Source organism: Curtobacterium sp. MCBA15_008 (assembly GCF_001865065.1).
Taxonomy (GTDB): Bacteria; Actinomycetota; Actinomycetes; order Actinomycetales; family Microbacteriaceae; genus Curtobacterium.
The window spans coordinates 1-12,178 of the sequence record NZ_MJGN01000016.1 but is presented as its reverse complement, the minus strand read 5'-3'; the positions used below and the strand labels follow the sequence as shown (position 1 = coordinate 12,178).

Annotated in this window: 11 protein-coding genes; 7 read left to right on the top strand and 4 right to left on the bottom strand. The window is 71.2% G+C overall.

Annotation, left to right across the window (positions count from 1 at the left end; genetic code table 11):
* Positions 1-41: 41 nt before the first annotated feature.
* The gene (sucD, locus tag BIU96_RS08210; protein ID WP_071292132.1) at positions 42-929 is read right to left on the bottom strand and encodes a succinate--CoA ligase subunit alpha; all 888 of its coding nucleotides are present in this window, start codon (positions 927-929) and stop codon (positions 42-44) included.
* A gap of 14 nt (positions 930-943) precedes the next feature.
* Complete coding sequence (gene sucC / locus BIU96_RS08205) at positions 944-2,110, bottom strand: ADP-forming succinate--CoA ligase subunit beta (RefSeq protein WP_071292131.1); 1,167 nt, start codon at positions 2,108-2,110, stop codon at positions 944-946.
* A gap of 266 nt (positions 2,111-2,376) precedes the next feature.
* Between sucC and BIU96_RS08200 the strand changes: the two genes are divergently transcribed.
* The 5 genes from BIU96_RS08200 to BIU96_RS08180 all read left to right on the top strand — a co-directional run bounded on the left by BIU96_RS08200 (position 2,377) and on the right by BIU96_RS08180 (position 6,443).
* Positions 2,377-4,008 carry a RecQ family ATP-dependent DNA helicase gene (locus tag BIU96_RS08200; protein WP_071292130.1) on the top strand — a complete coding sequence of 544 codons (1,632 nt, stop codon included), beginning with the start codon at positions 2,377-2,379 and terminating at the stop codon, positions 4,006-4,008.
* A gap of 223 nt (positions 4,009-4,231) precedes the next feature.
* Positions 4,232-4,519 (top strand): hypothetical protein, encoded by a 288-nt coding sequence (locus BIU96_RS08195; protein ID WP_071292129.1) that lies wholly within the window; start codon positions 4,232-4,234, stop codon positions 4,517-4,519.
* A gap of 52 nt (positions 4,520-4,571) precedes the next feature.
* Positions 4,572-4,937 carry a hypothetical protein gene (locus BIU96_RS19790; RefSeq protein ID WP_175477494.1) on the top strand — a complete coding sequence of 122 codons (366 nt, stop codon included), beginning with the start codon at positions 4,572-4,574 and terminating at the stop codon, positions 4,935-4,937.
* Positions 4,934-5,758, top strand: coding sequence for an oxygenase MpaB family protein (locus BIU96_RS08185; RefSeq protein ID WP_071292127.1), 825 nt, complete (start codon positions 4,934-4,936; stop codon positions 5,756-5,758). The genes BIU96_RS19790 and BIU96_RS08185 overlap by 4 nt, the downstream gene beginning before the upstream one ends.
* Positions 5,759-5,804: 46 nt before the next feature.
* Positions 5,805-6,443, top strand: a complete 639-nt coding sequence (locus tag BIU96_RS08180) for a pyridoxal 5'-phosphate synthase (RefSeq protein WP_071292126.1) — start codon at positions 5,805-5,807, stop codon at positions 6,441-6,443.
* Between the two features lie 12 nt (positions 6,444-6,455).
* Here the strand turns inward: BIU96_RS08180 and BIU96_RS08175 are convergent, their stop codons facing one another.
* Together BIU96_RS08175 and BIU96_RS08170 are read right to left on the bottom strand one after the other, a co-directional pair.
* Positions 6,456-8,921, bottom strand: a complete 2,466-nt coding sequence (locus BIU96_RS08175) for an ATP-dependent helicase (RefSeq protein ID WP_071292125.1) — start codon at positions 8,919-8,921, stop codon at positions 6,456-6,458.
* 12 nt (positions 8,922-8,933) lie between these two features.
* Positions 8,934-9,944 carry a glycerophosphodiester phosphodiesterase family protein gene (locus tag BIU96_RS08170; protein ID WP_071292124.1) on the bottom strand — a complete coding sequence of 337 codons (1,011 nt, stop codon included), beginning with the start codon at positions 9,942-9,944 and terminating at the stop codon, positions 8,934-8,936.
* A gap of 109 nt (positions 9,945-10,053) precedes the next feature.
* Here BIU96_RS08170 and BIU96_RS08165 point away from each other — a divergent pair, with 109 nt between their 5' ends.
* Positions 10,054-11,103, top strand: coding sequence for a DUF817 domain-containing protein (locus tag BIU96_RS08165; RefSeq protein WP_071292123.1), 1,050 nt, complete (start codon positions 10,054-10,056; stop codon positions 11,101-11,103).
* Between the two features lie 31 nt (positions 11,104-11,134).
* Entirely contained in the window at positions 11,135-11,998 is an 864-nt protein-coding gene (locus tag BIU96_RS08160) for a Bax inhibitor-1/YccA family protein (protein WP_071292122.1), read from the top strand.
* Positions 11,999-12,178: the final 180 nt, after the last annotated feature.

Here is a 12,178-nt window from a genome sequence, read left to right as displayed (position 1 = left end):
GGCACCGTGCCTCCCGTCCGACTGCTCCCGGGTCGTGAGCGCTACTTGCTCGCGACCACCTCGCGCAGCAGCGCGGCCGTCTCGGACGGCGTCTTGCCGACCTTCACGCCGGCCGCCTCGAGCGCCTGCTTCTTCGCCTCGGCCGTGCCGGCGGAACCGGACACGATCGCGCCGGCGTGGCCCATCGTCTTGCCCTCCGGCGCGGTGAAGCCCGCGACGTAGCCGACGACCGGCTTCGTGACGTGTGCCTTGATGTAGTCGGCCGCCCGCTCTTCCGCGTCGCCACCGATCTCACCGATCATCACGATCGCCTCGGTCTCGGGGTCGGCCTCGAACGCGGCGAGCGCGTCGATGTGCGTCGTCCCGATGACGGGGTCGCCGCCGATGCCGATGGCGGTCGAGAAGCCCAGGTCACGCAGCTCGTACATCATCTGGTAGGTCAGCGTGCCCGACTTCGAGACGAGACCGATCGGGCCCTTGCCGGTGATCGACGCCGGCGTGATGCCCACGAGGGACTCACCGGGCGTGATGATGCCGGGGCAGTTCGGGCCGATGATGCGGGTCTTGCCGCCGAGGGCCTTCGCGTGCGCCCAGAACACCGCGGCGTCCTGCACCGGGATGCCCTCGGTGATGACGACGACGAGCGGGATCTCGGCGTCGATGGCCTCCATCACGGCGTCCTTCGCGAACGCCGGCGGGACGAAGACGATCGAAACGTCGGCACCGGTGGTGTCGATGGCCTCGCGCACCGAGCCGAACACCGGCAGGGTGACGTCGTCGTGGGTGACGGTCGTACCGGCCTTGCGCGCGTTCACGCCGCCGACGACCTGGGTGCCGGCCTTGAGCATCAGCGCTGTGTGCTTGGTGCCCTCGCCGCCGGTGATGCCCTGGACGATGACCTTGGAGTCCTTGTTGAGGAAGATCGACATGTTGCTTCCGCTCCTTACGCCGCTGCGGCGAGCTCGGCGGCCTTCTCGGCCGCATCGTCCATGGTCGCGACGACGGTGACGAGCGGGTGTGCCGCCTCCGCCAGGATCGCGCGACCCTCTTCCACCTTGTTGCCGTCGAGGCGCACGACGAGCGGCTTGGTGGCCGCGTCGCCGAGGATCCCGAGGGCAGCGACGATGCCGTTCGCGACGGCGTCGCAGGCGGTGATGCCGCCGAAGACGTTCACGAAGACGCTCTTCACCTGCGGGTCGCCGAGGATCACGTCGAGGCCGTTGGCCATGACCTCGGCCGAGGCGCCGCCGCCGATGTCGAGGAAGTTCGCGGGCTTCACGCCGCCGTGGCGCTCACCGGCGTAGGCGACGACGTCGAGCGTCGACATCACGAGACCGGCACCGTTGCCGATGACCCCGATCTCGCCGTCGAGCTTCACGTAGTTCAGGCCGTGGGCCTTCGCCTTGGCCTCGAGCGGGTCCTCGCTCGCGGTGTCCTCGAGAGCCCCGTGCCCCTCGTGGCGGAAGTCGGCGTTCTCGTCGAGCGAGACCTTGCCGTCGAGCGCGAGGATCCGGCCGTCGCCCGTGCGGACGAGCGGGTTGACCTCGACGAGGGTGGCGTCCTCGCCGGCGTAGACGTCGTAGAGCTTCACGAAGACGTCGGCGACGGCGTCCTGCAGCTCGGACGGGAAGTTCGCCTGGGCCGCGATGTCGAGCGCGGCCTCCTTGTTGATGCCGGTGAGGGGGTTCACCTCGACACGGGCGAGCGCCTCGGGCTTCTCGACCGCGAGCTGCTCGATCTCCATGCCGCCCTCGACGCTGGTGAGCGAGAGGTACGAGCGGTTCGCCCGGTCGAGCAGCACCGAGAAGTAGAACTCCTCGGCGATGTCGGCACCCTGCGCGACCATGACGCGCTTGACGGTGTGGCCCTTGATGTCGAGGCCGAGGATCGCCTGCGCGTGCTCGAACGCCTCGTCGGGGGTCTTCGCGACCTTGACGCCGCCGGCCTTGCCGCGACCGCCGACCTTCACCTGCGCCTTGACGACGACGACGCCACCGATCTTCTCGGCGGCTGCCCGTGCTTCTTCCGGGGTGTCGGCGATGATGCCCTGGAGGACGGGGACGCCGTAGGACTCGAAGAGGTCCCTGGCCTGGTACTCGAAAAGATCCACGCTGTTCTTCTTCCCGCACGGTTCGTGCGATCGGCATCGGTTTCCCGGTCGCGCACTCACCATCGAGGGTCGCTCGATGTCGAGACAACGGCCGGACCCGAGCCTAGCGCTGGTCGGTGGACGTCCGGTGCGCGGACGCCCCGTTGCGATGCGCGGACGCACCGGTGCGATGTGCGGACGGGAGGCGCGGGTCGGCTCCGGTGGGCATCAGCCGCTGCGCGCGGCGCCGGGTCCCACCCCCAGCGTCCGTTCGGCAGAGTGGATCGGTGAACGACGCCCTTCGTACCCGCACCGCCGACGTGTTCGGCTGGCACCTCCGCGCCGACCAGGAGTCGGTGATCGACGCCGTGCTCGACGGACGTGACGCCCTCGCCGTGATGCCGACCGGTTCGGGGAAGTCCGCGATCTACCAGGTCGCCGGCCTCGAGCTCGAGGGCGTCGTCGTGGTGGTCTCCCCGCTCGTGGCGCTGCAGGAGGACCAGGTCGTCGGACTCGAGCACCACGAGCACGCTCCCCGCGCCGTCGCGATGAACGCCACGCGGAAGGCACGGGACGTCGCCGAGGCCTGGGACGCGCTGGCGGCGGGCGAGGTCGGCTACGTGTTCCTGGCGCCCGAACAGCTCGTGAAGGACGACGTGCTCGAACGGCTCCGCGACGCCGGCGTCGCCCTGGTCGCCGTCGACGAGGCGCACTGCATCTCGTCCTGGGGGCACGACTTCCGCCCCGACTACCTCGCGCTCGGCGAGGTCGCGGAGCGTCTCGGACGCCCGCCGGTGCTCGCCCTGACCGCGACCGGCTCCGCCCCGGTGCGCGACGACATCGTCGAACGGCTCGGCATGCGCGACCCGTTCGTGCTCGCCTCGGGCTTCGACCGCCCCGGCATCCGGCTCGAGGTGGTCCGGCACAGCGAGGACGCCGAGAAGCGAGCGGCCGTGGTCGACCAGGTCGCCGGACTCGACGGGGCCACCGTCGTCTACGTCGCCACCCGCGCCGCGACGACGGAGTACGCCGATGCCCTGGTCGACCGCGGTCGTCGGGCGCGGCCGTACCACGCCGGCATGCGGGTGCCGGAGCGCGAGGGCGTCCACACCGGCTTCCTCGACGGCGACGTCGACGTGGTGGTCGCCACGAGCGCGTTCGGGATGGGCATCGACAAGCCCGACGTCCGGTACGTCGTGCACGCCGACGTGCCCGAGTCGGTGGACGCCTACTACCAGGAGATCGGACGCGCCGGGCGGGACGCCGAGCCCGCCGGCGCGACGCTGCACTACCGCGCCGAGGACTTCGGCCTGCGCACGTTCTTCGCGTCCGGTGCGCCCCGACCGGCATCGGTGCGTGCCGTGTTCGACGCCGTCCCGGCCGCCGGCACGATCTCGCGGTCGGCGCTCGCCGAGGCCTCCGGCCTGTCGTCCCGCACCGCCGGCCGCGCGCTCAACGCCCTGCTCGACGCCGGTGTCCTGCACGACGACGTCGACGGTGTCGCCCGGGTACCGGACGGTCCGGACACCGCGGCGGGTGCAGCACGTGCCGCGGCGGACCGTGCGGCAGAACGCGAACGGGTCGAGGAGTCGCGGATCGCGATGATGCGGGAGCTCGCCGAGACGACCGCGTGCCGCCGGCAGTTCCTGCTCGGCTACTTCGGCGACGAGCTGCCGGAGCCGTGCGGCAACTGCGACACCTGCTCGTCGGGGACGGCGATGGACCGGGCAGCCCACGTGGCCGACGGCGCGAACGACGACGTCTGGCCGCCGGACGCCCACGTCGAGCACGCCGAGTGGGGCACCGGTGTGGTGATGAGCACGGAGGAGGACCGCATCACCGTCTTCTTCGAGTCCGCCGGGTACCGCACGCTCGGCCTCGCCGACGTCGCGAAGCGGAAGCTGCTCACGCGGGTCTGAGCCGGAGCGGGGTCTGGACCCGGGCGGGCCTCAGCCCGGGCGGGGAAGGCGCGGTCGCTCGACCACCCGTCGGCGACCGCGCTCCACTCCCCCGAGCACGGCGAGTGTGCCTCGTCGGTGTGACCCGGAGGTGACCGCCAGGTGAACGGTGTCCGCCGCACGACCCGAACGTCCCAGCAGCCCCGCGGGGTAGACAGGACTCCCCGAACGACAGGAGCGCGCAGTGAGCGACCCCGGCATCACCCCGAACGACGGAACCGACGAGTTCCGCGACGACGACGTGGACACCGAGCACACCGGACCGTACGAGGAGGACGACCGCGAGGAAGCCCTCGAGACCGTCACCAACGACGCGGTCGCCGGCGAGACCGTCGAACCGCAGCCGGGCGACGGTACCGACGACGGCCCGACGGGTGGCGCACCCCGCGAGGGCTCACCCGACACGTTCGAGCACGACAGCGACGAGGACGGCCGCAACCTGGCGACCGAGGACGGCTCCGGCCCCCTCTGACACGGAAGGGCTGACACGGCCCACGCGGAGCACGGCTCGGTACCATCGGGCCGTGCTCCGCCGTGTCCGCGCCAGTGTCCGCCGCATGCCCGCGGCGGCTCGGCTCATCGCGATCGCGGCGCTGCTCCTCGTCGCAGCCGCCGCCAACCTGGCGGCACGGTCCGAACCGGTCGGACGCTGGCTCCCACTGCTCGTGGTCGCGGTCGCGGGAGCGGTGGTCGCCGGAGCACCCACCCGGCTGTGGCCGCTCCCGGCGATCTGGCTCGTCGCCACGCTCCTGGTCACCACCACGGGCGTCCCCGTCGACGCCGCCGCCCTGGTGCCGTCCCTGGTCGCCGGTGGGGTCGCGCTCGTCGCAGCCGTCACCGTCGACGTGTTCCCCGTCCTCCGCGACCGTCACCGACGGGCGCAGACGTGACCCGTCCACAGCCTGGAGGCACCGCGCACCACCGCCACCGCGCCTCCAGTCCGGCCACCGGTCGCGTCGCAGACCGCGACCTGCGTCGGTTCCTGGCCGACAGCACGCCCGTGGCCGCGGGCGGCCGTGCCATCCTGCTGCAGATCGCCGACCCGGTCGTCGCGGCGGGGGTCCGGCGGCACTCCGACTTCGCGCGGCGGCCGCAGCAGCGGCTCGCCCACACCCTGATGTTCGTCTACGCCGTCGTGGTCGGCACCGACTCGGACGCTGCCGTCGCGGCGTCGTTCGTGGAGCGTGCGCACCGACCGGTCACCGGAGCCGACGACGTGGACCGGCAGCTCTGGGTGGCCGCGACCCTGTTCGACTCGGCCCGGCGCGCGCACGAGCTGTTCGGTGATCCGGTCGACGCGGTCCGGGCCGAAGCCGTGCTCGCCGCGTACGCGCCCATCGGCACCGCCCTGCGGGTCCCCGCCGACCGCTGGCCGACCTCGGTCACCGAGTTCGACGCGTACTGGGCGACGACGCTCGAGACGCTCGTGGTCACCGACGACGCACGCGGTGTCGTCCGCGACCTGCTGCACCCCCGGTTCACGCCGCTGTGGGTGCGCGCGGCGATACCGCTCGTCCGCATCGTGACCGTCGGCATGCTGCCGGCGGACCTGCGCACGCAGTACCGGTTCCCGTGGGGGCCGCGAGAAGAGCGGCGCTTCCGCCGAGCCGTGCGGCTCGTCCGCGCCGTGCGCACGGTCGTTCCCGGATGGGCGCTCCGACTGCCGGGGCCGCTGCTGCTCCGCGCGATGCGCCGGTACGCGCACCGCTGAGCCCGCATCCTGAGCGTCGCGGTCGGACGCGCGGTTGGCTGGGCGCATGCCCTCCGCCCCGCTGTCCAGCGACACGTCCTTCTCGTTCCCCGAGTTCACCGACCCGCCCGCGTCCCCGTTCACCGTCGCCCGGTCGTGGATCGACGCCGCGCAGGACGGCGACGTCTCCGAACCGCTCTCGATGACCCTCGCGACCGCCGGCACCGACGGCCGGGTGAGCGCCCGCACCGTCGACGTGAAGCGGCTCGACGACGCCGGCCTCGTGTTCGGCACCTCGACCGAGAGCCCCACCGGACGCCAACTCGAGGGGAACCCGCACGCGGCGCTCCAGGTCTACTGGCGGGAGACGATGCTGCAGCTCCGCTTCGAGGGCCGCGCGGTCCAGCTCTCCGACGACGAGTCCGACGCGCTGTTCGCCGACCGGTCGCCGAAGTCGCGGGCAGCCACCGCCGTCGCCGACCAGTCCGCCGTGCTCGAGCCGCGCACGCTGCAGGACCTCATTGACGACGCGAACGCGCTGCTCGACGAGTCGGGCGACGACGTGCCCCGGCCGACGGGATGGGTCGCGTGGCGGCTCGAACCGGACATCGTCGAGTTCTGGCACGGCAGCCGCGACCGCATGCACCGCCGGCTGCAGTACCGGCTCGGCGACGACGGGTGGACCGCCGACCACCTGCAGCCGTAGCGCCGCGCGCTCCTAGAGCTTCTCGATCGGCGCGATCTTGATGAGGAGCTTCTTGCGGCCCGCCGAGTCGAACGCGATCTCGGCGATGCGCTTGGCGCCCTGGCCGGTGACCGCGGAGACCGTGCCCTCGCCGAAGTCGACGTGCTTGATGCGGTCGCCCGCCACCAGCTCCATGTCGCCGTTGTCGCGGACCTGCCCGGACACCCGGTTCGCCCACTCGGTCTTCGGGCGGGTCTTCGCCGCCGCCGTCGCGCGGTCGTACGAGCCGCCGCCCCAGCCGCCACCGCCGCGGTAGCCACCGCCACCGCCGGAGCCGCCCGCACCCGAACCACCGGGGCCGCCCGTGCCACGGCGCGCGTTGATCGCCCGTGGTTCGGTCCCGCCACGGCTGTTCGCCATGCCCGGGGACTGCTTCCACTCGATGAGCCCCTCGGGGATCTCCTGCAGGAAGCGCGACGGCATCGCCACGTTGACGTCCCCGAACTGCGCGCGGGTCATCGCCAGCGACAGGAACAGCGACTTCTTGGCGCGGGTGATGCCGACGTAGAACAGCCGGCGTTCCTCGGACGGGCCACCGGGCTCGTTCGCCGACATCCGGTGCGGCAGCAGGTCCTCTTCCACGCCGGTGAGGAACACCGCGTCGTACTCGAGGCCCTTCGCCGTGTGCAGCGTCATCAGCGACACCGTGCCCGAGGAGTCGTCGAGCTCGTCCGCCGCGGCGACGAGGGACACCTCGGTCAGGAAGTCGGAGAGCGTGCCCTCGGGGTTGTTCTTCTGGAACTCCCGCGTCACCGCGACGAGCTCGTCGATGTTGTCGGCACGGGCGGCGTCCTGCGCGTCGGGCGACTTCCGCAGGTTGTCGAGCAGGCCGGAACCGTCGAGCAGCTGGGTGAGCGTGTCGACCACGGGCTGCGTCGTCGCTTTCTCGGACACGGAGTCGAGCAGCTCGGCGAAGGCGGTGATCGCGTTCCGCACCTTGGGGCCGAACCCGAGCTCGCCGGCGTGCCGGAGGGCGTCGCGCATGGTCGTCTCGTGCTCGTCCGCGTAGCGCTGCAGCGTGGTCTCGGTGACCGAGCCGATGCCGCGCTTCGGCACGTTGAGGATGCGGCGCAAGGCCATCGGATCAGCCGGGTTCGCGACCGTGATCAGGTACGCCATGGCGTCCTTGATCTCGGCGCGCTCGTAGAACTTCGTGCCGCCGAGCACCCGGTACGGGATGGCCGCGCGGATGAAGATCTCCTCCAGCGCGCGGGTCTGCGAGTTCGTCCGGTAGAAGACGGCCATGTCGCGGTAGGACATGCCGTCCTCGTGCAGGCGCTGGATCTCGTCGGCGACGAACTGCGCCTCGTCGTGGCCGGTGTACCCGGTGAAGCCGACGATCTTGTCGCCGGCGCCGACGTCCGTGAACAGGTTCTTCGCCTGCCGGTCGAAGTTGTTCGCGATGACGGCGTTCGCGGCGTCGAGGATGTTCTGCGTCGACCGGTAGTTCTGCTCGAGCAGGATCACCTTCGAGTTCGGGAAGTCCCGCTCGAACTCGACGATGTTCCGGATGTCCGCGCCGCGGAAGGCGTAGATCGACTGGTCCGAGTCACCGACGACGGTCAGCGACGCCGGCGCGATCGAGCCGTCCGTCTCGCGCATCCGGGCGACGTGCTGGCCGGAGTCCTCGAGCTTGTCGACCTGCTCGACGGGAACCGGCCGGGTGAGCTCGCGGATGAGGGCGTACTGGGCGTGGTTGGTGTCCTGGTACTCGTCGACCAGCAGGAACCGGAAGCGGCGCTGGTAGAGCGCGGCGACGTCCGGGAAGGCGCGGAACAGGAACACCGTCTGCCCGATGAGGTCGTCGAAGTCGAACGCGTTCGCCCGGCGCAGCTCGTTCGTGTACCGGCGGAAGACCTCGGTGAACATGACTTCTTGCGGGTCGTTCACGTTGATGTTGCGCGCGTAGGTGTCGATGTCCTGCAGCTCGTTCTTGAGCTTCGAGATCTTCGACGCCGCGGCACCCACGGTCAGCCCGAGCGTGTCCGCCTCGAGCTCCTTGATGATCCGCTTGAGCAGCGCCCGCGAGTCGGCGGAGTCGTAGATGGTGAACGACTGCGGGAAGCCGAAGCGCTCGGCCTCACGCCGGAGGATCCGCACGCACGCCGAGTGGAACGTGGAGATCCACATGCCGTCGGACTCCTGCCCGACGAGGGCCCGGACGCGCTCGCGCATCTCGGCGGCGGCCTTGTTCGTGAACGTGATCGCGAGGATCTGCGACGGCCAGGCTTCGCGGTTGGCCAGCAGCAGCGCGATCCGACGGGTGAGCACGCTCGTCTTGCCGGAACCGGCACCGGCCACGATGAGCAGGGACTCGCCGCGGTACTCGACGGCTTCCTTCTGCTGGGGGTTCAGACCCGCGGTGAAGGGGTCTTCGTAGGCACGGGAGCCCGCACCCTGGTCGGGCGCGGAGTCGAAGGGGTCCAGCACGATCGTCATGTCCGCGACAGTCTAGGCCGGGCCCCCGACAGCCGAGCGGGCGAGGACAGCCAGGTCGGTGTGGTCCGCGAACACGCCGTCGAGACCGGTCCGGATCACCGACGTGAACCAGCGCTCCCAGTCACCGAACGCCGCGACCTCGCCGCCGCGGCGGAGCGGACCGGGCAGGAACCGGTTCTCCGGTCGGAGCGTCCACGTGTACACGGCCAGCCCCGCCTCGTGCGCCCGGTCGACGATCGCGCTCCGCACCGGTGCCGGGTCGTCGAGCGCGACGCTGTCCACCCCGGCCATCAGCGTGCCGAGGTCGACGCTGATCCCGTGGAACTCCGTGGCGAGGGACGCGAGCGCGTCGTCGGAGCGTTCGGCGGCGTACGTGGGAGCCAGCGACCCGTGGGAGGCGACCTCGTCCGCGGCGCTGCCCCGTGCCTCCTGGAGGTACACGAGGCGACCGCCCACGCGACGCTCGCGCAGGTCGCGGAGCACGCCCTTCTCGAAGCACTCGATCGTGAGCCGCTCGTCCCCGCGCCAGCCCGCATCGCCGAGCGCCGCGTCGACGAGCTGCCCCATCGGGAACCCGGCGCGGTCGAAGAAGTCGGCGTGCTTGACCTCGGCCACCAGCCCGACGGGGCGGGGCGCGGCGTCGAGGATCGCGAGCAGGTCCTCCAGTCGCAGGATCGGCTCCTCGCCGTCGTGCTCGGCCGACGACGGGCGGAGGGCCGGCAGCCGTTCCCGCGTCCGGAGCGTCTGCAGTTCGGCCCACGTGAAGTCCTCGGTGAACCAGCCCGTCAGCGTCTGCCCGTCGATGGTCTTCGTCGTCCGCAGGTGCCGGAACTCCGGGTGGTCCGCGACGTCCGTCGTGCCCGACACCTCGTTCTCGTGCCGGAGGACCAGCACGCCGTCCTTCGTCGGCACCAGGTCCGGTTCGATGGCGTCGGCACCGAGTTCGACGGCGAGCTCGTACGCGCTCCGCGAGTGCTCGGGGCGGTAGCCGGACGCGCCACGGTGGGCGATCACCAGGGTCATGGGGCCGACCCTACTGTCCGCGCATGACGACCCGGAGTGGTGTGTGTCCCGAGTCACATGCGGGTGTTCGCAGGCCCCGATTCGGACCCGCCGCGGCGACGATCGCCCCATGACCGCCCGTTCCCTCTCCACCGCCGTCGAGCACCGCATCGACCGGGCCGCGCGACGGCTGCTCGACGCCGGCCACCAACCGCACCGACCCGTGCGGCTCTTCGTCACCGAGTTCCTGGTGTTCGGCGCGAAGCAGGCCTGGGCGTGCACGTTCGGGGCACTCCTGCTCGCCACGATGGCGGTCGTGCACCTGACCGTGCCCGTCGACGCCCGGAACGACGTGCTCACGATCGCGGCCGTCGTGCTGCAGGTCGGCATGCTCGTCTTCGGGCTCGAGACCGTCCGGGAGCTCCGCGTCGTCCTGCTCTTCCACGTCGTCGGCACCGTCATGGAGGTCTTCAAGACCCACGCGGGCTCGTGGACCTACGAGCCGTCCGGCGTCCTCGTCGTGCTCGGGGTACCGCTCTTCTCGGGGTTCATGTACGGCGCCGTCGGGTCGTACCTGGTGCGGGTGTACCGGCTCTTCGACCTGGGGTTCGACCGGTACCCGCGGCAGTGGCTGCTCGCCGTGGTCGCGGGTGCCGTCTACCTGAACTTCTTCGGGCACCACTTCGTGTGGGACGCCCGGTACGTGCTGCTCGCCGCGGTGGTGGCGCTCTTCGCTCGGACGACCATGCACGTGCGGATCCACCGCGCGACACTCCGGATGCCCGTGCTCCTCGCGATGGGGCTCGTCGCAGTCTTCATCTGGTTCGCCGAGAACGTCGCCACCTGGGCCGGAGCGTGGTCCTACCCCGCACAGGCGGCGGCGTGGCAGCCGGTCGCCCCCACGAAGATCGTCGCCTGGCTGCTCCTCATGGTCATCTCGGTCGCGCTGGTCACGTGGCTGTACCCGCCGGTCGGCCCGGCAGGTCGGGTCGCGGCCGACGGGCCTGGAGGCGCGCATCGCCCCCGTCCCGCCCGCTCCGTCCCACGGTCGGCTGGTTCTCGACGACTTCGCGGCGCGCGCGCAGCGGATCCCCATAGGCTCGCGGAGTCGAGGTCCTCCGGGGCCGCTTCCGCTCGCCGCGAATCCTCAGCCTTCCGCGACCGGGCGCCCCTAGGCTGAGAGGACTCGAATCTCCAAGGAAGAGGACACCATGGCCTTCAAGCCCGGTTTCGACCAGTCCCCCGCCTTCAACAACCAGGGGCTCAACACCTGGGGTGGGCGCGGTGCTGGTCAGCAGCAGGCCGGCTGGGGACAGACCCCGCAGCAGGCGCAGGGCGGCATGACCCCCGACCAGCTGCAGTACATGTACGACCGTCCGGCAGCCAGCACGGTCGACACCGACCGCATGTCGTACGAAGACACCATCGTCAAGACGCTGCTCGCGTTCGGCGTGCTCGTCGTCGGTGCGGTCGCCGGCTGGAACCTGCCCCCGATCGTCTGGATCATCGGTGCGGTCGTCGGTTTCGTCCTGGCGCTCGTCAACACCTTCAAGAAGAAGCCGTCGCCGGGCCTGGTCCTGGCGTACTCCTTCGCACAGGGGCTGTTCGTCGGCGGTATCTCCGGCGTCTACAACTCGATGTGGGGCGGGATCGTCACGCAGGCGGTCTTCGGCACCCTCGCCGTGTTCGCGATCACGCTGGCGCTGTTCAGCTCCGGCAAGGTCCGTGCGACGCCGAAGGCCACCCGGTTCTTCCTCATCGCGATGGTCGGGTACATGGCGTTCTCGCTCGTGAACCTCGTGCTCATGTGGACCGGCGTGACCGACACCGCGTTCGGCGCCCTCGGCATCGAGCTCTTCGGCATCCCGCTCGGCGTGCTCATCGGCATCTTCGTCGTCGTCATGGCGGCGTACTCGCTGATCCTCGACTTCGACCAGATCCAGACGGGTGTCCGACGCGGTGCCCCGCGGATCTACGCGTGGACGGCGGCCTTCGGGCTGATCGTCACCATCGTGTGGCTCTACCTCGAGATCCTGCGCATCCTCGCGATCATCGCGAGCAGCCAGCGCAACTAGCGACACTGCGCGACAACGGCTCCGACCCGAAGGGCCCCGGCGAACACGCCGGGGCCCTTCGTCGTTCCCGGGCATCGGCACGGCGGGCGCGGCGGCGCGGGCGGGGTGGCTGGGCGTCGGAGGGCGAGTGTCCGGCGCGAGGTCGCACAACACGCCGCGCGCGGGACGCCGAGGTCGCAC